General features: G+C 43.8%; 26 protein-coding genes and 3 tRNA genes. 21 read left to right on the plus strand and 8 right to left on the minus strand.

Going from position 1 to position 25,337, the window contains the following annotated elements; all coding sequences use genetic code 11:
• Positions 1-43: 43 nt before the first annotated feature.
• Positions 44-676, plus strand: a complete 633-nt coding sequence (locus tag H571_RS14465; protein WP_051168190.1) for a TetR/AcrR family transcriptional regulator — start codon at positions 44-46, stop codon at positions 674-676.
• Here H571_RS14465 and rimO read toward each other — a convergent pair.
• Positions 650-1,996: a 30S ribosomal protein S12 methylthiotransferase RimO gene (gene rimO / locus H571_RS0106475; RefSeq protein ID WP_027848596.1), complete on the minus strand. Its 1,347-nt coding sequence runs from the start codon at positions 1,994-1,996 to the stop codon at positions 650-652. The genes H571_RS14465 and rimO overlap by 27 nt on opposite strands.
• Before the next feature lie 194 nt (positions 1,997-2,190).
• Here rimO and H571_RS0106480 point away from each other — a divergent pair, with 194 nt between their 5' ends.
• From H571_RS0106480 to H571_RS0106515, 8 genes are all read left to right on the plus strand, one after another.
• Positions 2,191-2,826, plus strand: coding sequence for a response regulator (locus H571_RS0106480; RefSeq protein WP_027848597.1), 636 nt, complete (start codon positions 2,191-2,193; stop codon positions 2,824-2,826).
• A 13-nt stretch (positions 2,827-2,839) separates the two neighbouring features.
• Positions 2,840-4,678, plus strand: coding sequence for an excinuclease ABC subunit UvrC (gene uvrC / locus H571_RS0106485; protein ID WP_027848598.1), 1,839 nt, complete (start codon positions 2,840-2,842; stop codon positions 4,676-4,678).
• 50 nt (positions 4,679-4,728) lie between these two features.
• Positions 4,729-5,283 carry a CDP-diacylglycerol--glycerol-3-phosphate 3-phosphatidyltransferase gene (gene pgsA / locus H571_RS0106490; RefSeq protein ID WP_027848599.1) on the plus strand — a complete coding sequence of 185 codons (555 nt, stop codon included), beginning with the start codon at positions 4,729-4,731 and terminating at the stop codon, positions 5,281-5,283.
• Between the two features lie 99 nt (positions 5,284-5,382).
• Positions 5,383-5,457 (plus strand) — tRNA-Gly (locus tag H571_RS0106495).
• A gap of 33 nt (positions 5,458-5,490) precedes the next feature.
• A tRNA-Cys gene (locus H571_RS0106500) sits at positions 5,491-5,564 on the plus strand.
• 52 nt (positions 5,565-5,616) lie between these two features.
• Positions 5,617-5,703 (plus strand) — tRNA-Leu (locus H571_RS0106505).
• Positions 5,704-5,967: 264 nt separating this feature from the next.
• Positions 5,968-7,137: a PcfJ domain-containing protein gene (locus tag H571_RS0106510; RefSeq protein ID WP_027848600.1), complete on the plus strand. Its 1,170-nt coding sequence runs from the start codon at positions 5,968-5,970 to the stop codon at positions 7,135-7,137.
• A 67-nt stretch (positions 7,138-7,204) separates the two neighbouring features.
• A complete protein-coding gene (locus tag H571_RS0106515; RefSeq protein ID WP_027848601.1) occupies positions 7,205-7,636 on the plus strand; it encodes a LexA family protein in 432 nt (143 codons plus the stop codon).
• On the opposite strand, the gene H571_RS0106520 is transcribed toward H571_RS0106515, so the two are convergent.
• Positions 7,611-8,408 (minus strand): ATP-binding protein, encoded by a 798-nt coding sequence (locus tag H571_RS0106520; protein ID WP_036217797.1) that lies wholly within the window; start codon positions 8,406-8,408, stop codon positions 7,611-7,613. The genes H571_RS0106515 and H571_RS0106520 overlap by 26 nt on opposite strands.
• 12 nt (positions 8,409-8,420) lie before the next feature.
• A complete protein-coding gene (locus tag H571_RS14470) occupies positions 8,421-9,530 on the minus strand; it encodes an E22 family MetX-like putative esterase (protein ID WP_036217798.1) in 1,110 nt (369 codons plus the stop codon).
• A gap of 84 nt (positions 9,531-9,614) precedes the next feature.
• Here H571_RS14470 and apbC point away from each other — a divergent pair, with 84 nt between their 5' ends.
• Positions 9,615-10,421: an iron-sulfur cluster carrier protein ApbC gene (gene apbC / locus H571_RS14475; protein WP_051168192.1), complete on the plus strand. Its 807-nt coding sequence runs from the start codon at positions 9,615-9,617 to the stop codon at positions 10,419-10,421.
• Positions 10,422-10,475: 54 nt separating this feature from the next.
• On the opposite strand, the gene H571_RS0106535 is transcribed toward apbC, so the two are convergent.
• Both H571_RS0106535 and H571_RS0106540 read right to left on the minus strand, forming a co-directional pair.
• Positions 10,476-10,673, minus strand: a complete 198-nt coding sequence (locus tag H571_RS0106535) for a DUF3185 family protein (protein WP_036217799.1) — start codon at positions 10,671-10,673, stop codon at positions 10,476-10,478.
• A complete protein-coding gene (locus H571_RS0106540) occupies positions 10,670-11,938 on the minus strand; it encodes a YihY family inner membrane protein (RefSeq protein WP_051168193.1) in 1,269 nt (422 codons plus the stop codon). Before H571_RS0106540 ends, H571_RS0106535 begins: the two co-directional genes overlap by 4 nt.
• Positions 11,939-12,018: 80 nt before the next feature.
• Between H571_RS0106540 and arsC the strand changes: the two genes are divergently transcribed.
• Genes arsC through H571_RS14480 form a run of 3 tightly spaced genes read left to right on the plus strand, consistent with a single transcriptional unit; the run spans position 12,019 to position 13,428 of the window.
• Positions 12,019-12,366 carry an arsenate reductase (glutaredoxin) gene (arsC, locus tag H571_RS0106545; protein ID WP_027848605.1) on the plus strand — a complete coding sequence of 116 codons (348 nt, stop codon included), beginning with the start codon at positions 12,019-12,021 and terminating at the stop codon, positions 12,364-12,366.
• Positions 12,367-12,383: 17 nt separating this feature from the next.
• Positions 12,384-12,986 (plus strand): NAD(P)H:quinone oxidoreductase, encoded by a 603-nt coding sequence (wrbA, locus tag H571_RS0106550; protein ID WP_027848606.1) that lies wholly within the window; start codon positions 12,384-12,386, stop codon positions 12,984-12,986.
• A gap of 28 nt (positions 12,987-13,014) precedes the next feature.
• Positions 13,015-13,428: a DUF2069 domain-containing protein gene (locus H571_RS14480; protein WP_036217800.1), complete on the plus strand. Its 414-nt coding sequence runs from the start codon at positions 13,015-13,017 to the stop codon at positions 13,426-13,428.
• 16 nt (positions 13,429-13,444) lie between these two features.
• On the opposite strand, the gene H571_RS0106560 is transcribed toward H571_RS14480, so the two are convergent.
• From H571_RS0106560 to H571_RS0106570, 3 genes are all read right to left on the minus strand, one after another.
• Positions 13,445-14,371 (minus strand): GGDEF domain-containing protein, encoded by a 927-nt coding sequence (locus tag H571_RS0106560; RefSeq protein ID WP_027848607.1) that lies wholly within the window; start codon positions 14,369-14,371, stop codon positions 13,445-13,447.
• Positions 14,372-14,499: 128 nt separating this feature from the next.
• On the minus strand, positions 14,500-15,198 hold the full coding sequence (gene hda, locus H571_RS0106565) for a DnaA regulatory inactivator Hda (RefSeq protein ID WP_027848608.1): 699 nt from the start codon (positions 15,196-15,198) through the stop codon (positions 14,500-14,502).
• A gap of 15 nt (positions 15,199-15,213) precedes the next feature.
• Positions 15,214-16,446: a DUF2066 domain-containing protein gene (locus tag H571_RS0106570; protein ID WP_027848609.1), complete on the minus strand. Its 1,233-nt coding sequence runs from the start codon at positions 16,444-16,446 to the stop codon at positions 15,214-15,216.
• Between the two features lie 166 nt (positions 16,447-16,612).
• Here H571_RS0106570 and purM point away from each other — a divergent pair, with 166 nt between their 5' ends.
• From purM to pheT, 8 genes are all read left to right on the plus strand, one after another.
• Positions 16,613-17,671, plus strand: coding sequence for a phosphoribosylformylglycinamidine cyclo-ligase (purM, locus tag H571_RS0106575; protein ID WP_027848610.1), 1,059 nt, complete (start codon positions 16,613-16,615; stop codon positions 17,669-17,671).
• Positions 17,668-18,336, plus strand: coding sequence for a phosphoribosylglycinamide formyltransferase (purN, locus tag H571_RS0106580; protein WP_211219767.1), 669 nt, complete (start codon positions 17,668-17,670; stop codon positions 18,334-18,336). The genes purM and purN overlap by 4 nt, the downstream gene beginning before the upstream one ends.
• A 175-nt stretch (positions 18,337-18,511) precedes the next feature.
• On the plus strand, positions 18,512-20,407 hold the full coding sequence (gene thrS / locus H571_RS0106585; RefSeq protein WP_027848612.1) for a threonine--tRNA ligase: 1,896 nt from the start codon (positions 18,512-18,514) through the stop codon (positions 20,405-20,407).
• Between the two features lie 104 nt (positions 20,408-20,511).
• Positions 20,512-21,003 carry a translation initiation factor IF-3 gene (gene infC, locus H571_RS0106590; protein ID WP_027848613.1) on the plus strand — a complete coding sequence of 164 codons (492 nt, stop codon included), beginning with the start codon at positions 20,512-20,514 and terminating at the stop codon, positions 21,001-21,003.
• Positions 21,004-21,116: 113 nt separating this feature from the next.
• Positions 21,117-21,317, plus strand: coding sequence for a 50S ribosomal protein L35 (gene rpmI, locus H571_RS0106595; RefSeq protein WP_036217802.1), 201 nt, complete (start codon positions 21,117-21,119; stop codon positions 21,315-21,317).
• A gap of 30 nt (positions 21,318-21,347) precedes the next feature.
• A complete protein-coding gene (gene rplT, locus H571_RS0106600) occupies positions 21,348-21,704 on the plus strand; it encodes a 50S ribosomal protein L20 (protein ID WP_027848615.1) in 357 nt (118 codons plus the stop codon).
• Between the two features lie 103 nt (positions 21,705-21,807).
• Positions 21,808-22,821, plus strand: coding sequence for a phenylalanine--tRNA ligase subunit alpha (gene pheS / locus H571_RS0106605; protein WP_027848616.1), 1,014 nt, complete (start codon positions 21,808-21,810; stop codon positions 22,819-22,821).
• 32 nt (positions 22,822-22,853) lie between these two features.
• Positions 22,854-25,247, plus strand: a complete 2,394-nt coding sequence (pheT, locus tag H571_RS0106610; protein WP_027848617.1) for a phenylalanine--tRNA ligase subunit beta — start codon at positions 22,854-22,856, stop codon at positions 25,245-25,247.
• The last annotated feature ends 90 nt before the right edge of the window (positions 25,248-25,337 follow it).

The following is a 25,337-nucleotide window of genomic DNA, read 5'->3' on the forward strand; positions in this document are numbered from 1 at the left end:
TACTCAGTCTAACTTCCATAGGTTACAAGTGCGGTAAATTTTAGTGAATAGCATTAAAACGACAGAACAGCCAGCAGTTAAAAGCGATAAGCGACAAACCATTATAGATGCTGCCTCTGAAGCATTTTTAGAGAATGGCTACCAAAACACCAGCATGGAAACCATTTCAAGCAAGGCAGGTGTGGCTAAGCAAACGCTTTATAACTATTTTGGCAATAAAGATGCACTATTTATTGCCGTTGTTGATCAAAAATGTGATTACCACGACAACGCCACCATGCGTTCAAGTGATATTACAAGCGAAAACGTTGAAGAAGTATTAAAAAAGTATGCGCAAAGTAAGCTAGCGGACTTAGTCTCACCGGAGAATACCGCTATGTTCCGAATGATGATTTCTGAAGCCATTCGCTTCCCTAACCTTGGTGAAATGTTCTTCAAAGCTGGGTTAGAAAAAGACCGCCTACTTTTGGTTGACTTCTTAACCTTACAAAATCAAGCAGGCAACCTAGTAGTAGATGATCCAGAACAAGCTGCTTTATTTTTCCAAGGTGCGCTGAATGCTTACTTTCGTCCTAAGTTTATAATGACAGGTGAAATACCCAGTAAAGAAGCGATACAGCAGTACATAGACTACTGTATCAAAAAGTTCTTACTTATCTACCGGCCGACCCCATAGGTCATGCTCATCTGCTTCGGTAACTTCTACCTGTAAGCGCTGTCCTGGCTTAAGGTGAGAAGCACCAAGTAAGAAAATTTGCCCGTCAATTTCTGGAGCATCGGCTTGAGTACGTGCTGCGGCACCATCATCACCCACTTCATCAACTAAAACCTCTAAGGTCTTGCCTATTTTTTGTTGCAGTTTTGCTGCACTTATTTGTGCCTGCTTTTCCATAAAACGTGCTAAACGCTCTTCTTTAACTTCTTCAGGAACTGGGTTAGCTAGTTGATTTGCCGTAGCACCTTCAACAGGTGAATAGGTAAAGCAGCCCACCCTGTCTAGCTGTGCTTCATCAAGAAAGTCGAGCAGGTATTCAAACTGTGCTTCTGTTTCACCAGGGAAGCCAACAATAAAAGTAGACCGGAGTGTTAAATCTGGACAAGTCTCTCGCCAAGATTGAATGCGTTGCAAGGTTTTTTCACTGGCCGCTGGGCGCTTCATGGCGCGCAATACATCTGGGTGAGCGTGCTGAAAAGGAATATCTAAATAAGGAAGAATTTTATTCTCAGCCATTAACGGCATAATGTCATCCACGTGCGGATAAGGGTAAACATAGTGCATTCTTACCCAGCTACCTAACTGGCCTAGCTCTTCACAAAGTTCTTTCATGCGTGTTTTAATTGGTCGTCCCTGCCAAAAACCTGTGCGGTACTTTAAATCTAAGCCATAAGCACTGGTATCCTGAGAAACAACCAACAGCTCTTGTACACCAGCATTAACCAAGCGTTCAGCTTCACCTAAAACCTCACCTATAGGACGAGAAACTAAATCGCCCCTTAATGAAGGGATAATGCAGAAGCTGCATCGATGGTTGCAGCCTTCAGAAATCTTTAAATAAGAATAGTGCCGTGGTGTTAGCTTAATACCCTGAGGCGGCAATAAATCTAGGTAAGGATTATGATCTACTTTGGGTGGCAAATGCTGATGCACTGCCTTCACTACTTGCTCATATTGCTGCGGGCCAGTTACAGCCAACACCTGCGGGTGCAAATCACGAATTAAAGCTTCGTCTACACCCATGCAGCCAGTAACGATTACGCGGCCATTCTCATTAATTGCTTCACCTATAGCATCCAAGGACTCAGCCTTGGCAGCATCAATAAAACCACAGGTATTTACTACTACTAAATCAGCATCTTCATAGCTAGGAACTAAGTCATACCCCTCACCCCTTAATTGCGTGAGAATACGCTCGGAATCAACTAATGCCTTAGGGCAACCTAAACTGACAAAGCCAACTTTATGTGTATCGCTAGTTGAAGCGGTGCTTGAAGCCATAAAAACTTTACTCTAGTGTTTAAATTTTATGCGGCATTCTAGCTGTTTGTACTAGCCTAAAAAAGAACTTTTTAAAACCAACCAAGCTAAAAGAAGTGCTGACTTGCGTTCCCAAGCTGAGTTAGCTGTTTTGCTTTAGTTTCTGGTATTCTATTTATTGAATTTTGCTCGCTGTAATTTAGAGGTAAGTGAACGTGACTCGCGTATTGATTGTAGATGACCACATTCTAGTTAGAACTGGAATAGAACGTATGCTTTCTGAAACAGAAGGTATAGAAGTTATAGGTCAAGCCTCTGATGGTGAAGAAGCGGTTCAAAAATCACGCGAGCTATTACCAGACATTGTTTTGATGGACGTTAAAATGCCAGGTATAGGTGGCGTTGAAGCAACCAGAAAAATAACCCGTACAAACCCATCTATTGGTGTTATAGGCTTAACCGCCAGTGGCGATGAAACCTTTGTACAACGCTTATTGCAAGCTGGTGCCAAAGGCTATTTAACCAAGGGTACCAGTTACGAAGAAGTCGTACGTGCTATAAGATTGGTTTCTGCTGGTCAGTTTTACGTAGACCCAACGCTTGCCAGCGGTATGCTGGTGCGTGATCCACAAAACAACAACCCTTTTTCGCAGCTTTCAGATCGTGAAATGCAGGTTACGCTTATGATAGTTAACTGCCAAAAAGTACAAGAAATAGCCGACAGTCTTTTTGTTAGCCCCCGCACCATTAATACCTACCGTTACAGAATTTTTGAAAAGCTAGCAGTACGCAATGACGTTGAACTCACCCACCTAGCCATGCGTCATAAGCTAGTAGATGTCACCGACTAGGCTAGAAACTATAGTGTCTGATACAGCAACAGCAGCTTTTGATTCGTCCACCTTCTTAAAGCAGGCCACTCAATCCCCAGGCATTTACCAAATGTTTGCGGCAGACGGTAAGATTCTTTATGTCGGTAAGGCTCGCAACTTAAAAAAACGCCTTGCCAGCTATTTTCGTACCAGTGGTCTGCCCATTAAAACCCAGGCCCTAGTTGCAAAAATTCATAACATTGAATTAACGATTACCCGCACCGAAACAGAAGCCCTGCTGCTTGAACAAAATTTAATTAAAGCGCTAAAACCACCCTACAATATTTTATTGCGCGATGATAAATCCTACCCTTTTTTACATTTTTCAGACCATGCTTGGCCAGCCCTAACCATAAAGCGAGCAAGGCATCAGCGGGGTGCTGGCCAGTGGTTCGGTCCTTACCCCAGCGCTTCTAGTGTAAGAGACACCCTGCAACTGCTTTACCGAGTGTTTCAATTACGCCAATGCGATGACACCACCTTTGCTAACCGTAGTCGCCCTTGCTTGCAATACCAAATAAAACGCTGTTCAGCACCCTGCACAGGTGAAATAACAGCTGAAGCCTATGCGGAAGACCTGCGTCATGCCAAGTTGTTGCTCGAAGGTAAAAGTAACCAAGTAACAGACACACTAGCAGAAAAAATGGAAGCGGCAGCCGCAACGCTTGCCTTTGAAAAAGCCAGTCATTACCGTGATCAAATACAGCAATTAAGGCAACTACAAACTCAGCAAGATGTAGATACTGGCGTAGGAGAAGCTGATATATTCGGCTTGGTTTCTTCTGAAGGTAATAGCAGCATTAGCCTATTGCAAATTCGTCAAGGTCGTTTAATTAGTACCCGTCACTTCAACTTTAAAAACCCTTTAGATGAAACAGACAGTGCAACCCTTACTGCTTTTGTAGCCCAATATTATTTAACACGTACTTCGTTACCACCCGCTGCAGAACTACTCTTAAGCCATGAGCTAGAAGAAGGTGAGACTCTACAAGCTGCATTGGAAGAGCGCTTCGGTTTTAAATCTCGCCTTGCCCATAAAGTACGCAGTCAAAGAGCTCGCTGGTTAGAGCTAGCCATAACCAATGCAGAACAACAGCTTTCCACCCACCGTGGTAAGGTTGGTCAACAGCAGCAGCGCATGAAAGCTTTACAAGAGGCTTTAGGCTTTAGCCAGCCTATTCAACGTATGGAATGCTTTGATATTAGCCACAGTCACGGCGAAGCAACGGTTGCTTCTTGTGTAGTGTTTGATGCCGAAGGCCCTCGCAAACAAGACTATCGTCGTTTCAACATAGAAGGTATAACCGGTGGTGATGATTATGCAGCCATGAGTCAAGCTCTTGAAAGACGGTATAAACGTGCAAAAGCTGGTGAAACAACCCTGCCAGATCTACTTCTAGTTGATGGTGGTAAGGGGCAATTAAATGCAGCAAAAGCCATTCTGGAATCGCTTGATTTAACCAACATCCACCTTTTGGGTGTTGCTAAAGGCACAACAAGAAAAGCTGGTTTAGAGACACTTTTCCTAGAAACGATAACTAATCAACTGGCTTTACCTGGCCATTCCCCAGCCTTGCATTTAATTCAACAAATACGTGATGAGGCGCACCGCTTTGCTATTACAGGACACAGACAAAGACGAGACAAGGCAAGGACTAGCTCAGGTTTAGAAGATATACCTGGCGTTGGTCCTAAGCGCCGCCAAGCACTTTTACGCCACTTCGGTGGGCGCAAAGCCATAGCTGAAGCAAGCGTTGAAGCTTTATGCCAAGTTGATGGTATAAATCGCGCCCTAGCTGAAGAAATTCATGCTACTCTTCACACCAGTTAAAACTAACTTTAGAGTCTATTTCTAAGTGCCTATTTTCAAGAGCTAATGCAATGAACTTCCCTACCCTTCTAACACTATTTCGTATTTTTATTATTCCACTACTAGTGGTTATCTATTACCTACCGCTAGAGAGTAAGTATTTAATCTGTGCTGGCCTTTTTGGCCTAGCAGCCTTAACCGATTGGCTTGATGGCTTTTTGGCAAGGCGCTGGAACCAAATGACGCCTTTTGGTGCATTTTTAGACCCAGTAGCCGATAAGTTAATGGTTGCAGTAGCCTTGGGTGTACTAATAGAGGCCTATGCAAACTGGTGGTTAACCTTGCCTGCCTTAGTTATTATTGGTCGTGAAATTGTTATTTCTGCCTTGCGCGAATGGATGGCAGAACTAGGTAAAAGTGCCAAAGTTGCTGTTAGCTGGCTAGGAAAGGTAAAAACCACCTTTCAAATGGTATCTATTTTTCTACTCTTATTAGTACCACCAGGTGAATTAATTGGATGGGTTGGCTTAGGTGTACTTTACCTTGCCGCCTTTTTAACCCTTTGGTCTATGTTTAGCTATTTGCGAGCGGCTCTCCCTCATCTTTTGCCTAGTGAAAGTAAGTAAATTGGCTAAGTCTTTGGCCTATCTGAAGTTTTTTTAAAATAATTTCATTTATTTTGTTGACAAGGAAAAAATTCTACCTATAATGTGCAACCAGATCGAGCGGGAATAGCTCAGTGGTAGAGCACAACCTTGCCAAGGTTGGGGTCGCGAGTTCGAATCTCGTTTCCCGCTCCAATAGATTTAAAGCTGGAATTAAGAAAGAAAAAAGGCTGGATGGCAGAGTGGTCATGCAGCGGATTGCAAATCCGTCAACGCCGGTTCGATTCCGACTCCAGCCTCCATTTTTAAATCTGTTTAGCAAGAAGTAAGAGCTGCAATAGCTCTGTAACAAATGCCCGGATGGTGGAATCGGTAGACACAAGGGATTTAAAATCCCTCGCTCTTATGAGTGTGCGAGTTCAAGTCTCGCTCCGGGCACCACTAATCACTTCAGTTAGACTAAGCTTAATAACATCTAGTATTCTCCCTCCTAAAATATATTCAAAAAATTCAATATACTTTAAGTTATTTATTACTATATTTAGTTGTGCTTACCGCATGAACTTAATTTTTAGCTCGCCCGCAGGCAATACCTTAACGGATTAATGTTAAGTATTTTTTTATATTCTTTCCATTACTGGTCTTTTTTGTGTCTTTTTAGTAAATTACAGCTTGTAACTAAATAGCATTGATTAAGGGAATAATATGCCAGCTTTTACCCCTCTAGAGCAAACTACAACCAATTCAACCAAACGTATTAACCTTGAGAAATTTGTTGGCTATCCTCTAGGGTTAGAGATAAATACACCCAGCCACCCTAGACCATTATTCTGGCGCTCATTAGATGAAGGAGGCTTAACAACCAAAAGCACTTTTTTAGAAGCAACGGGGTTTTCTTTAGATGTTATAGTTTCTGAAAAAGAGTTAGCTAGATTACCTAGTAAAGTGCTAGAAATAGTCAATATGCTACCTGCTAAAAGTTACCAAATTCTACAAGCTATTTTGATTAGTTCTGCAGCTAAAGAATTAGCCTTATCTAACCCTTTGCTTTTTATATTGTTAATTATAGAAGCACAAAAACAAGGCTTGAGTGAACAAGCTTTTAAAGCACTCGTAAAAGAAAAAAGAACAAAAATTTTAAGCTACTTAAATTTACCTGCTAGGCCTTCAGTGGTAAGGATATTGGCTCGCACTAAGTTTACTTTTGATTTTGCAACCGACTTAGACATGCTTCCTCAAGTTCTTAACAACTCTAATTTTTTACAAGTAATTCAGCATGTTAAGCAGCCCAGCATGCAACACTTTCTATTTGCTAGACGCTACGCAAGAACCTTAACCACTAAACTTCTAAATTTAATTACACCTGATACAACTAGGCAAGCAGTCAACCATATTTCAGTAATCCTAAATGACTGCTGGCGTATGGAAATGCAGTTAAACCAGCTAAATTCAATAGCCAGCCTAGCGGAGCTTGATGCCCTGCATGATCGCCTAGTGGTTCGATATAACCTTGCTCAAACTGAACGACAAGAAAAGTTTCAACTAGATAACCATGGTGATTACCCTAAACCACCTCTACCAGGGAACAAAATGATTGTTCCACTCACAAGTTGGCTTGAATTAATGATGGAGGGCGCACAAATGAAGCATTGTGTTGCTTCTTATCATTCATTAGTAGCTAACGGGGAAGTATTTATCTACCAAGTTCATGCCAGCAAACGCTTAACCTTGGCTGTAAATTTAAGAGAAAATAAATGGGTACTGGGTGAAATTAAAGGTGTAGCGAATACGAACCCGATTAAAGAAGACCTAGAGCTGATACATGAATGGTATTTTGAAGCGACAAATCAAGAAAAAAATCAAAAAGCTGGCTAGAAACTTGGCTTAATTTTTAGTATCCAGTTAGAATAAAGGCTGTACAAATAAACAGTCTTAGGTTGCCATGGATATTAATCAAACGTTTACTGCCTTGTCACGTAATGCCTCTACAGAAATCAACGCTAGCACCGAGATGACTGGCTTTCCTAGCCCTGCAGGAGGTAGAGAAGCCAGTTCGCTATCTTTAGATAAGTATTTAGCACCCCGCCCTTCTTCAACCTACTACTGCCGAGTAGTTGGTGATGCGATGAAAAATGCGGGCATTAACGACGGCGACCTGCTCGTTGTAGACTCATCACTTACCCCTAGCCACAACAAAATTGTTGTGGCTATTCTATTTGGTGAAATGATTGTTCGTCGCCTTATTATCAATCCTAAAGGTAGCTGGTTAGTAGCGGAATCTAATAATAGCGTTTATCAACCCGTAAACATTAGCCGTTACGATCATGGCACACTTTTTTGGGGTGTTGTTACTTGGGTATTACATCAGCCCTAGCTCTACAACCTTTAAAGTTAAAAAACTGTTGGGCGGTACGTCCACTATAAGAAGCACGAGCTTGTGCAAACTGCCGTGCTTCTTGCATTAACGCCTGCCAATCTCCTTCATAACCTTCAAAATAGCTTTTAACTAAAGTTAAGTAATCGTCTAGGTTACCTGAATAAAATGAAAGGCTTAAACCAAACCTATCCGCTAAAGAAATGCGTTCTTCTACGCTGTCACTTAAATGCAATTCACCCCGCTCACCTACCGTTGCTTGTTGGTTATCACTCATATACTCCGGTACTAGGTGGCGACGATTGCTTGTAGCATAAACACGAATATTCTCTGGTGGTGTTTCTAACGAGCCTTCCATAATACTTTTTAAGCCTTTGTAGCCACTTTCGCCGCTTTCAAAACTTAAATCATCACAAAAAATAATAAAGCGATAGGGTAATAAGCGCAGTTCATCAGAAATTTCAGGTAACCAGCTTAGGCTTTCACGCGGAATTTCTATGATTTTTAAATTTGATACATGATAACGGTATAAAAGTGCACGAATTAATGAGCTTTTACCTGTACCACGGCTACCCCATAAGAGCACATGATTACTAGCTTCACCGGCAATAAATTGTTCGGTGTTCTTTACCAAAGCAGCTTTCTGGCGCTCAATACCCAGCAGTCTATCTAAGGGTAAGGCTGAAAAATCCATAATTGGCTTTAGGCGTTTAGCATGGACTCGCCATACTGCGCCTTTAGCTTTATTCCAATCAATTCCTGAAGCAAGCATCGTTGTTTAACCCTAATCTTGATTAATAAACTGGCTTAGTGTTTCGGCTTGGCTAGTAATGGAGTTAAGGCCATCTAAATGTCCCCAATCGCCTTCAATTTCAGCATAAAAACTTCTTTTCCCTAAGCTTAATAGCGCTTGGTGAATTTTTTTCGCTAAGGCTGGCCTTAATAATAAATCATTAGTGGCAGGTAAGAACAAACACTTGGCTTGAATTTTCTGTAGCCCTTCGGTTAGTGTTTTACCCTGCCCAGCAATAAATAGCTGATTAGCACGAATTAAATACAGTAAGTGATTGGCATCGGCATATTTTGTTTGTGCCAAACTTTGAGCTTTAAAATAGTCCACCATACGAAAGTTCTGACGGATGGCTTTTGCTGGGGCTTCTTCTAAAGGGTAATGCTTTTTAAAAGTACGGTTTATAATGGTAGGTGACATAGCCGCTAAGCTAATTTGCATTAGCGTTTGTTGCACTCCAGCAACCGGCGATGCACCGTTATAATAATTGCCTTCACACCACAAAGGGTCATTTAGAATGGGTTCTGCCCATTGCTGCAACCCTAAGCAGCTCCACGCATCAGCCTCACCCATGCCTATCACTGAGATCATGCGCTTAACTGCTTCTGGGTAGGCTATAGACCATTCTAAAGCTTGCAGTGAACCCATCGAAGGGCCAATAACAGCATAAAGTGCTTCAATGCCTAAAGAAAGCAATAAAGACCGCTGCACTTCTACAAAATCACGAATGGTTACAACGGGGAAATCTAACCCCCAAGGCTTGCCCGTTGCAGGGTTAATAGTCGCAGGCCCCGTGGTAATCACCCTAGGGTTAAATGGCTCTTGGTTAACCAGTGTATCGCTACTAATAATAAAGTATTTATCGGTATCCAAAGGTTTGCCAGGGCCGATGATGCTATCCCAATAGCCTGCAAGCAGGTCATCTTCTTGGTAACGTCCAGCCGCATGGCTAGCGCCTGAAAAATAATGGGTAACCAGAATAGCGTTATCACGCTGGGCATTCAGCTTACCCCAGCTTTCCCAGCCAACCTCAACTTCTGGAATGAATTGTCCGTTAGAAGTGGTAAAGCCCTGCAACTTATAGTGTTTTTTCTCAACCAGCATTAAAAGCTATCCTTAAGTAAGTCCTTTGCCCTAGTTATCAAACAGGTCTAAGATGTGCACTATAAACCTTGTGAGGAGAATAAAGTGACAGAAGGCGTAAAGCATATTATTGCCGTTGCTTCAGGTAAAGGCGGCGTTGGTAAATCGACTGTAACAGCTAACCTAGCAATGGCAATGGCTGCCAAAGGTAAGCGTGTGGGTATTTTAGATGCCGATATTTATGGCCCTAGCCAAGCTGCCATGTTTGCAGTACCAGCTGAAACTAAGCCTAAGTCTGAAGATGGTAAAAGTTTTGATCCTGTTATTGCCCACGGCATACAAATTATGTCGATGGCTTTTTTAGTGGATGCTAAAACACCGATGATTTGGCGTGGCCCTATGGCTGCGGGTGCTTTTCAACAGCTACTCGATCAAACCCGTTGGCAAGATTTAGATTACCTGTTTATTGATATGCCACCAGGCACGGGTGATATTCAGCTAACTATGGCGCAAAAAGTTAAAGTTACTGGTGCTGTTATTGTTACAACACCACAAGATATCGCCCTTTTAGATGCCAAGCGCGGTATTGAAATGTTCCGTCAGGTAAAAGTGCCAGTGTTAGGTGTGGTAGAAAACATGAGCTTACACACCTGCTCTGAGTGTGGGCACAGCGAGCCTATTTTTGGTGAAGGTGGCGGTGAAAGAATCGCTGAAGAATACCAAACTGACCTACTTGGCCAGCTGCCTCTATCATTAAATATTCGTAAGCAAATGGACTTAGGCCAACCCCTGGCCATTAGTGAACCAGATAGCAAAGCAGCGAGTATTTTTGCTGAAATAGCAGCCAAGGTTGACGAAAAAATACAGGCAATGACTGAATCAGCAGGGCCGGAAATAAGTATGGGCGACTAATTTAACGCTAGCCACCCAATAAGAAGCTAGCTAAGTAGCTAGCTTCTGCTTAAATCACTTACTTTTCCAAACACCTAAAATACCCACTAGCACTGCAATACCACCGGTTACATAGTACTGCCAAACCTGCTCTGGCATCTCACCGGTTATCTGCTTAATAATTTCCGTATCTAAGCGCTGCTGTAAATCATAGCCCCAATACAAAAGCAGAATACCGATAACAATAAGCACTAAACTGATTGCGCGTCTCATAATTCATCTTCCTTTTTAAGGTTGGAATGGCTAATTAACTGGCTTAAAGGCGCTGAAAAACGCTGAGCTTCTTCTTTTTGTAAGGCAGCAAGGCTCTCACGTACTTCTTGCAAAGGGTTAAGTGAAGCAGGCCAGTCTTCTACAGGTGGTAAACGCCAAGGCAAGGCTTGTAGCCAGCTGGCAAAACTTATGCGGTTAAAATCTCGACCGGGCAACCAGACTTCACGCTCAGCATCAAAAACAACCCATTGATTTGCTTGTAGCCACTGCATATTGGCTTGCCAGTCTTCTGCATTTTCACTAGCAGCTAAATTACGCAGCTGATTATCTTCTACACCCTCAGCTTTTGCAAAAGCTTCCCAAAGTGCTCTTAACACCAGCAACATTTGTAAACCTGGCTGCAATTTATCCTTGTCTGTAGTTTCTGCTGGCAACCCCCTAACCGCTACCCATTGAGCACAAAGCAAAATCATCATCCAAGCAATATAAATCCACATTAAAAATAGTGGAAAGGCAGCAAAAGCACCGTAAATCAATTCATAGCTGGGAAAACTACTAACAAACCAAGTAAAGGTTTTTTTGGCCGTTTCAAAAAGAACAGCCATAGCTAAACCGCCTACGGCAGCGTCTCTAAACCTAACTGAACAATGGGGCACAGCCCAATAGAGCAGGGTAAAAGCCAGTATGCTGAACATAAAAGGTAGGAACTTCCAAAGACTAGCAACACCGCCACCTGTATAACCGTTAAGCCTGTCGAGCAAAGGTAGCGTAGTTAAATATGAACTGAGCAGCAGCCCTGCACCTAGCAACATGGGGCCTAAAGTCAGCACTGTCCAATAAATGAGTAAAGCTTGTAAACCGCGGCGAGGTTTTTCAACCCGCCAAATATGGTTGAAAGCTTTTTCAATGCTAACAATCATCATGCCAGCGGTAACAATTAAAACAATGGCACCAACAAGTGTCATTTGCCTTGCTTGTTTGGCAAAACCGCTCATATAGTCTTGTATAACCTCACCCGTAGCAGGTACTAGGTTATTAAATAGCATTGCTTGTAATTCATCGCCCACACCCTGAAAAATAGGCAGAGCCGCTAGCATGGAATAAACCACCATCAGCATAGGCACGACAGCAAAAAGCGAAGTGTAGGTTAAGGCAGCGGCATTGCGAGGACCGTTATCCCTTAAAAAACGCTGAAAAACCCGCCAAGCATAGTTAATGCCTTTTAAACGCAGGGTGTTATTGAGTAAAGATTGGAGTCTTTGCATGTCAGAGGTTTAATCCCTATCACAGACTGGTAGAATGGCCTTATTCTAACACCTATAATCGATGTAATAAGAGATACCTTATGTCATTAGTTTTTTACCACAATCCACGCTGCTCAAAATCACGCCAAGCCCTTCAACTGCTTGAAGAAAAAGGCATACAACCTGAAATTCGCAAATACCTAGAAGCCCCATTAAGTACAGAAGAACTGACTAGCCTATTAACTCAGTTAGGTAAAAAGCCAGCTGAATTAATTCGAAAAGATGAAGACCTTTATAAAGAGCTGAATTTAGGGGCGGTAGAGGTTACTGAAGCGCAATTAATTCAGGCAATGGTTGATCACCCTAAGCTCATTGAGCGCCCAATTTTAAGTAATGGTCAGCAAGCACGTATTGGCCGCCCACCCGAGCAAGTGCTTGAACTGATTTAAGTTTAAGGAATAAATATATGTCACAACCCTATATTTTAGTGCTTTATTACTCACGTAAGGGTAGTACAGCTAAGATGGCACGCGCCTTGGCAGAAGGTGTTGAGCAAGTGAGTGGAATCGAAGCACGTTTACGCACTGTGCCAGCGGTATCTACTGTTAATGAAGCAACTGCACCTGCCGTGCCAGAAGAAGGTGCGGTTTATTGTACAGAAGAGGATTTACGCCACTGCTCAGGCTTATTGTTAGGTAGCCCCACACGCTTTGGTAATATGGCCGCGCCCATGAAATATTTTATCGATTCAACCAGTGGTTTGTGGTTATCGGGCGCTTTAATAGACAAGCCTGCAGGTACCTTCACTTCAACTTCAAGCTTGCATGGTGGGCAAGAAACAACCCTAGTAACCATGGCAATTCCTTTAATTCATCACGGTATGCTTTGGGCAGGTATTCCCTACTCTCATCCTGAGCTTACTAGCACGACCGAAGGCGGTACACCCTATGGTGCCAGTCATGTTGCGGGCGTTAAAGGTAACAGCGAACTCAGCACAACAGAACTAAAGCTGTGCCATGAACAAGGCAAACGCATTGCACGTTTAGCCTTAAAGCTTCATAGCGCATAAATTAATTGACTAGGAATTTTAATCACCCGTGAAACCAGCCACCCCACTACCCCGTAAAGAACTTAACCTCAAACTAAAGGTTAGCCGCTGGCTAACTTTAATCAGCTATTTTGGCTTGTTAGCTATTCTTTTAGCGGGGTTAATTGTCTTTCCCCTTCCAGAAGAAAGCCGTTTGTGGGTTATTTTGACAGTGCTTTGGTTACCCCTCTTAGCTTTTTTGCCAGCCGTACTTATGCGTAATCCACGTGGGCACGCTTGGCTATGCTTTGTCAGCTTGGTTTATTTTATGCAGGGTACAACAACATTTATTGTGCCAGGTAAGGCAGGCATAGGCGCGTTGCAAGCCCTCTTAGCGATTACGCTTTTTACGGCAGCTATGATGTATGGGCGCTGGAGAGGTATGGAGCTGCGCGGCGCAGTAATCGACGACACAGCTACATAATTAGAAGGTTTTACAACTAAGGAAGTTGTAGGGTTAATAAACCTAAGCGGTGTACTTCTTGTGCGAGCTCAACAGTTTTGAGTTCGCGCATTTGGCTAATTACTTTTTCAAGCAATAACTCTGGCTCATTAGGTTCAGGTAGTTCAGCCACACCAACGCTAGAATGAATACGTAGTGTTGGAAACTCAGAATATTTAACCTTGGCTAATGCACGGTTAATTTTATCTGCCAAGGTTAGGCCGTCATTCTGCCCTTTACCTGGCATTAAAATACACAGCTTACGGCCACTAAAACGAGCACAAATATCTTCGCGGGTAGCAGCATGACGTAGCAGATTACCCATATTACGAAGCACTCGATCACCAACACTTTGCCCAAACTGAGAGTTAATGTCATGCAAGTTTTTCATGTCGATAACTATCAAGGTTAAGCGTAAACCGTCTGGCCCAACTTCTTTTACTAAATCACGGAAAATTTGCAGAAAGGTATCACGCTGATAAAGCTGCGTTGTTTTATCTTGACGCGACTCTGTTTGTGCATCGGCCAAAAGATTGTGCACTTCATCTGTCACCGCTACACGTTCTGCTATATCACGACCGTTAGCTAAAACAAATTCACGTCCATCAATTTGAATTAACTGAAGGCGGAATTCAAAATCATGATCATTGCCTATGCTACGGCGCACAGGTGTAACTAAAACGGTTCCTTCACCTTCATCAAGAATGCGTAGATTCTCAAGTATGCCTTCTAATTCAGCGGCAGACATTTCAGGCATAAACTCTATTGGCAGTTTATCCATCAGGTCGGCAGCTGTGTAACCTAGCCAGTTAGCACCATGCTCATTTACAAACATTAGAGTTAAATCACCAGGATCGAGTATTAAAACCAGATCGAGTGATTGCTGAAGAATATGTGTTACTTCCTGCTCAGAGATTCTAGCCAAGACCTTTTCCTTCTGACACTAACAGCTACAGTTTGCTTAAATACTAATCTTAGAATACCTATAGATTAACCCTAAGCAACCCACAAGTGAAAGATTAAATCACAACTATATGTAACAACAAGCAAATATTACCAATTTAGTGCCTGACGAACAAAGGGAATCGTTAATTTACGTTGTTCTTTTAAACTGGCTTCGTCTAACACATCCAGCAAGGCAAATAGTCCACTTAGTTTTCTGGGGCTACGGTGTATTAAATAACGAATAACTTCATCGGGTACATCCATGCCTCTTTGCCTTGCACGTAATTTAAAAGCCAGTAGCTTTTCATCATCTTGTAGGGCTTGCAAATGGTAGGTCAGCCCCCAAGAAAGCCGTGATAATAAATCAGGTAAAACAATACCTAAGTGGGAGGACCCGCTTAGAGCTGAGAAAACTAATAAACCCTGTTGCTCTCGAATGCGGTTAAACAGGTGAAAAAGCCCTTCTTCCCAAGCAGCCTGCCCTGCAACAGCTTGTAGGTTATCTATACAAACCACCTTGCTACTTATACTGGTTAATACTTCTGCCTTAGCTTCTTGGGCTAAGTTTAGGTAACAAGTCGTTTTTGAAAGCTGCTTAGCCTGCTGACAAACGGCTTTTAGAAGATGCGTTTTACCTGAATCCTCTGAACCCCAGAGGTAAACAAAACGAAAAGTCTCCTCTTCTGGCGTAAACAGCTCTTGTAGCTGGGCTAAAACAGCTGAATTTTGACCGGCTAAAAAATTATCAAAATGCAGGTCATCCTGCAGGCTTACGCCAAGTGATAATTGCATAGGCTGAAAAGTCATAAGTAGGGCACTTTTTTAGTTGGCTTGCCAGCGAAAATAAGCATCAGCCTGCTCTGTAGAGGGCTTTTCTGGCTGATCTGTAACGGCTTTTTGTGAGTAGCTGCTGGTTTGTTGCAGACCAAAAAAAGACTCTTCTTTTAATCGTCCATCGAGTGCAAGGTTAGCCCTTAATTGGTCTAAACCTCCACGCAGCGTTAATTCAAATAAAATGCGCTGATCTGCAGATTGAGCAACACGCACTTTACTTGCTAGGGATAAGCCGTTGAGGTAGTTACTAATGGCTGCATAGTCTTGCACTCTTTTAACATTACTGACCATCACTTGATAAGTACCTGCACCCTGTCCTACTTGGCTAGCATAGCGTTTAGATAACTCTTCAGCAGTAAAGTGCACCCCCTCCTGCAAAGCCTCCCTTAAAGTAGTTGCAGTGGCGCTGTGCCAAACACTTCCCATGCCAGTAAATAACCGCCATTCAACACGCCAACTATTGCCAGATGCTCTTATTTTCCCTACAGCAACCGCATCGGGTTCGTAGGGTTCAGAGGCAGCAATAATTTGTTGGCTAAAGCCACCCCAAATATCAGAAAACAAGGTATCTGTCGCAGGGTGAATATTAAAATCAGGTAACTGATAAGGAAGGCCCCTTTCCTCACTTTGATCAGTTAATACTTTTGAAAGGGGGGCATTGGACTCTTGTGTTATTAGTGTGCGCCCATTCCTGCTTTCTAAGGCCACCCAAAACAAAACCTTCGGACGGTTAGCATCCCACACCTGTGTATTTAGGCGGCGCAACAGGTTTTTAACCCCATCTTCATCAAAGGTTAGCTCTAAATGTTGTCCCTTAACCACTTCACCATTAGTTAGAGTTACTGGTTCATTGCTTGCCGTATAACTAAATTGGTTAATGAGGTGTTGAGCAGAGGAAAGTTCCTTCCAAAGCTCATAGCTGGGGTGTTCGCTATAGAGTTCAAGAAACTCCGTTTCATTATCTTGATCTTGGTTTATAAGGCGCTTACTAAAGTCTTCGGGAGGCATTTTTTCTAGTACAGCAACTGTGCCCGAAACTTTGACGAAAAGTTTTTTTAATAACTCGTTAGCAACCAGCGCACGCTGCTCATCAGAAGTGTCGGCTACCCAACTACTTAAGGTATAAAGATTCGTTACCCGTTCAGCAGAAGCAGGCTGGGCTAACCAAAGCGTTACTAACAGCAACTGACCTATTTTTAATGCGTATTTTTTCAATTTCACCTATTCCATCCCTTTGCAATAAGTCGGAATAATCTACCTAAGTATAAATAAATTCAACTTGAGCGGCTCTAGTGCATGGAGACTCGCTCGTTGGAGTGCTAGAATACGCAACTTTATGCTTCTTGCCCAATATTACCGTTCCAATTTTTCCAACGCAGGACACCCAATGAGCCGTAGCAAAACCCCTATCACTTATAAAGATGCTGGCGTAGACATAGACGCAGGCAATGCCCTAGTTGAACGTATAAAAGGTGTTGCCAAGCGCACCAGCCGTCCAGAAGTTATGGGTGGCCTTGGTGGCTTTGGTGCACTTTGCCAAATTCCTGCAGGCTACCGTGAACCCGTTTTAGTTTCTGGTACCGATGGTGTAGGCACTAAATTACGCCTAGCCATAGACCTAAACAAGCATGACACTATCGGTATCGACTTGGTAGCCATGTGTGTTAATGATCTTCTTGTTTGTGGTGCTGAACCCCTTTTCTTCCTTGACTATTATGCCACCGGCCATCTGAATGTTGATGTCGCTGCTGATGTGGTAACCGGCATAGGTACCGGTTGCGAACAAGCAGGCTGCGCACTGGTGGGCGGTGAAACCGCTGAAATGCCAGGCATGTATGAAGGTGATGACTATGACCTAGCAGGCTTCTGCGTTGGTATTGTAGAAAAATCAGAAATAATCGATGGCACTAAAGTAAAGGCTGGTGATCGCTTATTAGGCTTAGCCTCTTCTGGCCCCCACTCCAATGGTTATTCTCTTATTCGTAAGCTTATTAAAGTTTCCGGAGAGTCATTGGATAGCCTACTAAAAGATGGCCAAACCTTGGGTGATGCCCTAATGGCTCCTACCCGTATTTACGTAAAATCTTTGCTACCCCTAGTGCGTGGCAATGAAGGCATTCATGCTTTGTCTCACATTACTGGCGGCGGCTGGTTTGAAAATATTCCTCGTGTATTGCCAGACAATTGCAAGGCAGAGTTAGATTTAACCAATTACCAACGCCCAGCGGTGTTTGATTGGCTACAAGACGCTGGACAGGTTGCTGAAACCGAAATGTACCGCACACTTAACTGTGGTATTGGCATGGTGCTAGCTGTTGATGCTAGCCAGGTTGCAGAGCTAACCAAAAAGCTTGAAGCCGCGGGTGAAACCGTTTTTGAGCTAGGTGAAATTACACCCCGCCATGCAAATGAAGAAGCCGTTGTAATTAAAGGTCTTAAAGCATGATGCAAGTGGGTGAAACGCCTGAAGCGCGTCGAGTTGTTGTTTTAATTTCAGGCAATGGCAGCAACTTACAAGCACTTATCGACACAGCCAAATCCAAGGAAGGATTAGGCGGTGAAATTGTTGCAGTTATTAGTGATAAGGCCGAGGCTTTTGGTTTAGAACGTGCGCGACAGGTTAATATTCCAGCCTTAACGCTAGCAGCAAAAGACTTCCCTAGCCGTGAGGCCTATGATCAACAGTTAGCTCGACTTGTAGAAGAGCAACAGCCCGACCTTATAGTGCTAGCAGGCTTTATGCGAATTTTATCACCTGCTTTTGTGATTAAATTTCATGGCAAGCTATTAAACATTCACCCTTCTCTGCTTCCCAAATACAAAGGCCTGCATACCCATCGCCGCGTATTAGAAGCAGGCGATGAAGAACACGGCTTAAGCATTCACTTTGTAACCGAAGAGTTAGACGGTGGCCCACTAATCTTACAAGCGAAAGTCCCCGTTAGCCCTGACGATGATGAAGACAGCCTAGCTAGTAAGGTGCAGCTCCAAGAGCATATCTTATACCCCATAGCCGTACGCTGGTTTTTACAAGGCCGCTTACAGCTAGTTGGCAACTACCCAGCCTTGGACGGAACACCCCTACCCAAACAAGGTGTAATGTACCAATAAATCCCCAACAACTAGTGATTACACTGGACAAAACCTTGATTTAGTGGCAGAATTTTGCGCCGACCTAGAGGTCGGCTTTTATATTTTTACACAAGTTTTTAATACAGTAGCCCACTGAAAACGGGAAATGAACCAAGTGTCCTCTCGTACGGGACACCACTGCTCAGGATAAAAAATGCCTTTAATTACCCTCCCCGATGGCAGTCAGCGAAATTTTGATGAAGCTGTCAGCGTGTTTCAAGTTGCAGAATCCATAGGTGCAGGTCTTGCCAAAGCAGCACTTGCTGGCAAAGTAGATGGCAAGCTGGTTGATACTAGCTATCTAATGACCGAAGACAGCAATCTAGCCATAATTACCGCAAGAGATGATGAAGGTGTTGAAGTGCTTCGTCATTCCTGTGCTCACCTTATGGCAATGGCAGTTAAGCAACTTTGGCCTCAGTCTCAGGTCACTATTGGTCCAACTATCGAAAATGGCTTTTATTACGACTTCGATATAGACGGCACCTTTGCACCTGAAGATTTAGAAGCCATAGAAAAACGCATGGGTGAACTGGTTAAGCAGGATATTCCTGTTGAACGCCTAACCATGTCACGTGATGAGGCAATTGATTTTTTCGAACAGCAGGGCGAAATCTACAAAGCTGAAATCATTCGCGACATTCCTGCCCATGAAGAACTGTCGCTTTATCGCCAAGGTGAATTTACTGACCTTTGTCGTGGCCCTCACGTACCTAGCACAGGCAAGATCAAAGCATTCAAATTAATGCGGGTATCAGGTGCTTACTGGCGTGGCGATTCAAACAACAAAATGTTGCAACGAATTTACGGCACCTGCTGGGCAGATAAAAAAGATTTAAAAGACTATTTACACCGCTTAGAAGAAGCTGAAAAGCGTGACCACCGTAAATTAGCTAAGCGTATGGATTTATTCCACATTCAAGATGAAGCACCGGGCATGGTGTTCTGGCACCCTAATGGCTGGACACTTTACCAACTTCTTGAAGATTACATGCGCGACGTTCAGCACAAAAATGGTTATGTTGAAGTAAGAACACCGCAAGTAGTTGATAAAGTTCTTTGGGAACGCTCAGGTCACTGGGAACATTACCACGCCAATATGTTCACCACCGTGTCTGAAAACCGTGACTACGCTGTTAAACCCATGAACTGCCCTTGCCACTTGCAGATATTCAACCAAGGTTTAAAAAGCTACCGTGATTTACCCCTACGCATGGCTGAATTTGGTGCTTGTCACCGTAACGAACCCTCTGGTTCTTTGCATGGTCTAATGCGTGTGCGTGGTTTCACCCAAGACGATGCCCATATCTTCTGTACTGAAGAGCAAATGGAAGAAGAATCCACCCGCTTTATTCAGCTAACCCTAGATGTGTACAAAGAGTTTGGCTTCACTGATGTTGAGCTTAAGCTTTCAACTCGCCCAGAAAGCCGCCTAGGCGATGATGCACTCTGGGACAAAGCAGAACATGCCCTTGAAGCTGCATTGAACAAAGTTGGCCAAAAATGGGAGCTGCAAATTGGCGAAGGTGCTTTCTACGGCCCTAAAATCGAATTTTCCCTACGCGACTCTATAGGCCGTGTGTGGCAGTGTGGTACGCTACAGTTAGACTTTGTACTTCCAGGTCGTTTAGGTTCACAATATGTAGCTGAAGACGGTAATCGCAAACACCCAGTCATGCTGCACCGTGCTATTCTAGGTTCGTTTGAACGCTTTATTGGCATTTTAATCGAACACTATGCGGGCGATCTACCCACTTGGCTAGCACCCGTACAGGTTGCAGTAATGAATATTACTGACAAACAAGCCGATTACGCTAAAGATTTAACAAAAAGTTTAATAAATTCAGGCTTCCGTGTAGAAACGGACTTGAGAAATGAGAAGATAGGCTTTAAAATCCGCGAGCATACCCTCGCTAAGATTCCTTATCTGCTTGTAGTTGGTAATAAGGAAGTTGAGAATGGAACCATTTCAGTTCGTACTCGACATGGCGAAGACCTTGGTTCAATGGATTTAGAAACTTTTAAGTCCAGACTGCTCGAAAAACACTAACCTGTGTCACAAGAGCCCCATGTGTCACCCTAAAAATTGATGGAGATATAGCAATCAAGCGCGCTAATCCAATTAGGCGGGATCCAAAAAAGAACCTGCCACCAATAAATGAAAATATTCAAGCCACCGAAGTACGTCTTATAGACCAAGACGGTGAACAGGTGGGCGTAGTTACGCTAGAAGATGCACTAGAACGTGCAGCTGCTGCTGAATTAGATCTGGTTAAAATTTCTGATGCCGACCCCATTGTTTGTAAAATAATGGACTATGGTAAATTCCAGTTTGAAGCGAAAAAAGCAAAAAACGCTCAAAAGAAAAAACAGAAACAAATCCAGATCAAAGAACTAAAGTTCCGCCCTGGCACCGATGAAGGCGACTACCAAATCAAGTTCCGTAACGTAGTCCGTTTTCTTGAAGATGGTGACAAGGTAAAAATCACGCTTCGTTTCCGTGGTCGTGAAATGGCACACCAAGATATTGGTTTACGCCTTTTCCAACGGATCGAAGAAGACTTAGGTGATACCATTGTTGTTGAATCTCGCCCTCGTTTAGAAGGCAGACAAATGGTAATGATGCTAGCACCTAAGAAGAAATGATCCCCTACTGCACTCTAGTTATACGCTAGGGTGCAACTAGGTAAGCAACAGGGCTCGGATCATGCCCAATCCCTTGCAACGCATTAAAAAATGCACTTGTGGAGTACTTAGCAATGTCTAAGAATAAAATTAAGACCAAAAGCGGAGCGCGTAAGCGTTTCAAAGCGACTGCCAACGGCTTTAAGCACAAGCAGTCACACCGTAGCCATATCCTGACTAAGAAAAGCCCTAAGCGTAAGCGTCAACTGCGTAATATGAAGCAAGTTGCAGCTGCGGATCAGCCGCTTATCAAGCGTATGCTGGCCGGACTTTAAGTTTTTCTATTTCATTTTCAGGAGTAAAGTATGGCTCGCGTAAAGCGTGGTGTTCAGGCGCGTCGTCGTCACAAAAAGATTCTAAAATTAGCTAAAGGTTATTACGGTGCTCGTAGCCGTGTATTCCGCGTAGCTAAACAGGCTGTTATCAAAGCAGGTCAGTATGCTTACCGTGACCGTAAGGTTCGTAAGCGTCAGTTCCGTGCTCTGTGGATTGCCCGTATTAACGCAGCAACCCGTATGAATGGCATGTCTTACAGCCGTTTCATTTCAGGTCTGAAAAAAGCGGACATCGCCATTGACCGTAAAGTACTGGCTGACATAGCAGTACACGATATGGCTACTTTTACAGCTATCGTTGAAAAATCTAAAGCCGCTCTGGCCTAATTTTTTAGCTTAAGCTAGTAAAAAGTAATCAGGGGAAGGGCTGCGCTCTTCCCCTTTTTTATTGATTTTTATTTAACCTCTATTTAATTCTGGAGTTGTGCAGATGGAAAACCTCTCCTCCCTCACTGTAGAAGGCGAGACATTACAGCAAAGGGTGTATCAGGCACTGGAAAAAATCACCCAGACCTCCGACAGTCAAACCCTCGACCAACTCCGGGTACACTACCTAGGTAAAAAAGGTGAACTCACCAGCCTACTAAAAACCCTAGGCAGCCTACCAGCAGAAGAGCGCCCCAAAGCCGGTGAAGTTATTAACCACGCTAAGCAGGTCGTTCAAGATGCTTTAAATACACGTAAAGAAGAACTTGAAAGTGCTGCTTTAAATGCCCGTCTAGCCGCTGAATCCATCGATATTAGCCTGCCAGGTCGTGGGCAAAAAATGGGTGGCCTGCACCCTGTTACCCGTACCATTAACCGCATCGAAGATTTTTTCTCTTCCATAGGCTTCACTGTGGCCGAAGGCCCTGAAGTTGAAGATGATTACCACAACTTTGAAGCGTTAAACATTCCGGCGCACCACCCAGCGCGCGCCATGCACGATACTTTTTACTTTGATGCCCACACACTTTTACGTACCCACACTTCACCCGTGCAAGTACGTGAAATGGAAAACAAGCAGCCGCCCATTCGCATTATTTGCCCAGGCCGTGTTTATCGCTGCGATTCTGATATGACCCACTCCCCCATGTTTCATCAGGTTGAAGGGTTACTTATTGATGAAAACATTAGCTTTGCTGACTTAAAAGGCATTTTGCAACAATTCCTACGTGCCTTCTTTGAACAAGACTTAAAAGTACGCTTTCGCCCTTCCTACTTCCCCTTTACCGAACCCTCCATAGAAGTGGATGTAGACCGAGGTGATGGTCGTTGGTTAGAAGTACTCGGTTGCGGCATGGTGCACCCCCGCGTACTTGAAATGTCAGGGATAGATCCTGAAAAGTACACCGGCTTTGCTTTTGGAATGGGCGTGGAACGCTTTTCTATGCTGCGTTATGGCGTTGATGACCTACGTTTATTTTTTGACAACGACATTAAATTCTTAAGCCAACTTAGTTAATTGCCGACCTTTTAAGACAGGATTCCAAAATAATGAAATTCAGTGAAAAATGGCTGCGTGAGTGGGTTAACCCAGCATTAGATTCCAACAGCCTAGACGAACAACTTTCCCTTGCAGGGCTAGAAATAGATGGCAGAGAAGCTGCTGCAGGTGATTTTACTGGTGTGGTTATTGGTGAAATACTTAGCGCCGAACCCCACCCCAATGCAGACAAACTACAAGTGTGTAGCGTAACCGATGGCACAGAAACCTTTGCCGTGGTGTGTGGTGCGCCCAATGCCAGAGCCGGTTTAAAAACTGCTTTTGCTCGTATCGGTGCGGTATTACCCGGCAACTTCAAAATTAAAAAAGCCAAGCTACGTCAGGTTGAATCCTTTGGTATGCTCAGCTCGGAACAAGAGCTAGGACTTTCTGAAAGCCACGATGGCATTATGGAATTACCCGCCGATGCGCCAGTTGGTCAAGACATTCGTGACTACTTGCAGCTAGATGACCAAATTTTTGATGTTGACCTAACCCCCAACCGTAGCGACTGTTTATCTATTGCAGGTTTAGCGCGTGAAGTGGGCGTACTTAACCGCCTTAGTGTTACACAACCCGTACTTAACCGCATTAGCCCTGTTATTGATGATCAACCAACAATTAACCTAGAAGCACCTACGGCCTGCCCACGCTACCTAGGCCGCATTATACGTGATGTTAATATTAAGGCCGCTACACCCCTTTGGATGCAAGAAAAACTGCGCCGTGGCGGTATTCGCAGCCTAGACCCAGTCGTTGATGTTACCAACTACGTTATGCTAGAACTTGGCCAGCCAATGCATGCCTTTGATCTTGCCAATATCAAGGGTGCAATCAACGTTCGCTTTGCTAAGCCTAATAAAGAACTAACCCTACTTAACGGCACTCAGCTTAAAATAAAGCCTGAAACCTTGGTAATAGCCGATGATCAGCAAGCGCTAGCCCTTGCTGGCATAATGGGCGGCGAAGCCAGCGGCTGTAATGAAACAACACAAGACTTAATGCTAGAAGTAGCCTACTTCGACCCTTTATCCTTAGCTGGTAAAGCACGTGAATACGGTTTGCATACCGATGCTTCGCACCGTTTTGAACGGGGTGTAGACTTTAAGCTACAAGAAAGAGCCATGGAACGTGCTACCGAGCTGTTATTAGAAATTACTGGCGGTAAAGCGGGCCCGATTACAGAAGCCGTTTCAGAAGCCCATCTGCCTGTTCGCCAGCCAGTAACGCTACGCAAAGCACGTTTAGAACAGCTGCTTGCCATTCGCTTAGATGATGCCGAGGTTAGCGATATTCTAACCCGCCTTGGCCTAGAAGTGACCGACACAGGTTCAGCTTGGGTTGCTCAGGTACCTAGCTACCGTTTTGATATCAGCATAGAAGAAGACTTAATCGAAGAAGTTGCGCGTGTCTACGGCTATGACAATCTGCCCGTTAAAGCACCCACCGCAAACCTTATTATTCAAAGCCGCCCAGAAAGTGAAATTAGCCAACGTAAAATTCGAGAACTGCTTATCTCTCGTGGTTATCAAGAAGCCATAACCTACAGCTTTATTGACCCTAAATGGTCGACCTTATTCGACCCCAACAACGAACCACTTGCGCTTGCTAATCCTATCTCAGCAGACTTGTCTGTAATGCGCACAAGCCTACTGCCCGGTTTAGCCAAGGCACTAAGCCACAATCAAAAACGCCAACAACCCCGAGTGCGCTTTTTTGAAACTGGCCTACGTTTCATTAAACAAGCAGACAAAAGCCTAAAACAAGAAGCAATGTTGGCTGGATTAATTAGCGGCAACCGCTTCCCAGAAGGTTGGACAGGTAAGGCTGAAGAAGTTGACTTCTTCGACCTTAAAGGCGATTTAGAAGCATTAATAGATTTAGGTAATAACACAGACCGCTGGCAATTTCGCACTGCAAGCAACCCTGCTCTACACCCGGGACAAAGTGCAGAAATACTCTACCAGCAAGAAGATGGCAAGCTAGTAACTGCGGGGTGGATAGGTGCACTTCACCCACAACTGATGAAGTCACTCGATTTACGCGGCAAGGTATTTGTATTTGAAGTAACACTGGCTAGCATTACTCAAGGGCAAGTAGCTCAATTCCAAAGCCTTTCACGCTTTCCTGAGATGCGACGTGATCTTGCTCTAGTGGTAGATGCAGAGCTACCAGTAGGACAACTCATACAAGAAGCTCGCATTCAAGGTGGCGAGTGGTTGCAAAAAGTCACCCTGTTTGATGTTTATCAAGGAAAAGGCGTAGAAGAAGGTAAAAAGAGCCTCGCTTTGGGCTTGACCTGGCAGCATCCTTCACGCACTCTAACTGATGAAGAAATTAATACTCAAGTTAATCAAGTTGTTACGGCCTTTTCACAGGGTTATGCAGCAGAACTACGCAGTTAATTACTTAGTAAAATAACTAAACCAAGTTAATTAACTAGCAAGTTATGTGCTAGGCAGAAAAATCAGCTTAGATAACAACCCTGCTTTCAG

Source organism: Marinospirillum minutulum DSM 6287 (genome assembly GCF_000422325.1).
Lineage (GTDB): Bacteria > Pseudomonadota > Gammaproteobacteria > Pseudomonadales > Halomonadaceae > Marinospirillum > Marinospirillum minutulum.

Excerpts from the sequence above, each read along its gene's own strand:
- rimO (WP_027848596.1), bottom strand. The coding sequence starts at position 1,996 with ATGGCTTCAAGCACCGCTTCAACTAGCGATACACATAAAGTTGGCTTT.
- pgsA (WP_027848599.1), top strand. The coding sequence starts at position 4,729 with ATGAACTTCCCTACCCTTCTAACACTATTTCGTATTTTTATTATTCCA.
- H571_RS0106510 (WP_027848600.1), top strand. The coding sequence starts at position 5,968 with ATGCCAGCTTTTACCCCTCTAGAGCAAACTACAACCAATTCAACCAAA.
- H571_RS0106515 (WP_027848601.1), top strand. The coding sequence starts at position 7,205 with ATGGATATTAATCAAACGTTTACTGCCTTGTCACGTAATGCCTCTACA.
- H571_RS0106520 (WP_036217797.1), bottom strand. The coding sequence starts at position 8,408 with ATGCTTGCTTCAGGAATTGATTGGAATAAAGCTAAAGGCGCAGTATGG.
- H571_RS14470 (WP_036217798.1), bottom strand. The coding sequence starts at position 9,530 with ATGCTGGTTGAGAAAAAACACTATAAGTTGCAGGGCTTTACCACTTCT.
- H571_RS0106535 (WP_036217799.1), bottom strand. The coding sequence starts at position 10,673 with ATGAGACGCGCAATCAGTTTAGTGCTTATTGTTATCGGTATTCTGCTT.
- H571_RS0106540 (WP_051168193.1), bottom strand. The coding sequence starts at position 11,938 with ATGCAAAGACTCCAATCTTTACTCAATAACACCCTGCGTTTAAAAGGC.
- arsC (WP_027848605.1), top strand. The coding sequence starts at position 12,019 with ATGTCATTAGTTTTTTACCACAATCCACGCTGCTCAAAATCACGCCAA.
- wrbA (WP_027848606.1), top strand. The coding sequence starts at position 12,384 with ATGTCACAACCCTATATTTTAGTGCTTTATTACTCACGTAAGGGTAGT.
- hda (WP_027848608.1), bottom strand. The coding sequence starts at position 15,198 with ATGACTTTTCAGCCTATGCAATTATCACTTGGCGTAAGCCTGCAGGAT.
- purM (WP_027848610.1), top strand. The coding sequence starts at position 16,613 with ATGAGCCGTAGCAAAACCCCTATCACTTATAAAGATGCTGGCGTAGAC.
- purN (WP_211219767.1), top strand. The coding sequence starts at position 17,668 with ATGATGCAAGTGGGTGAAACGCCTGAAGCGCGTCGAGTTGTTGTTTTA.
- thrS (WP_027848612.1), top strand. The coding sequence starts at position 18,512 with ATGCCTTTAATTACCCTCCCCGATGGCAGTCAGCGAAATTTTGATGAA.
- rpmI (WP_036217802.1), top strand. The coding sequence starts at position 21,117 with ATGTCTAAGAATAAAATTAAGACCAAAAGCGGAGCGCGTAAGCGTTTC.
- rplT (WP_027848615.1), top strand. The coding sequence starts at position 21,348 with ATGGCTCGCGTAAAGCGTGGTGTTCAGGCGCGTCGTCGTCACAAAAAG.
- pheS (WP_027848616.1), top strand. The coding sequence starts at position 21,808 with ATGGAAAACCTCTCCTCCCTCACTGTAGAAGGCGAGACATTACAGCAA.
- pheT (WP_027848617.1), top strand. The coding sequence starts at position 22,854 with ATGAAATTCAGTGAAAAATGGCTGCGTGAGTGGGTTAACCCAGCATTA.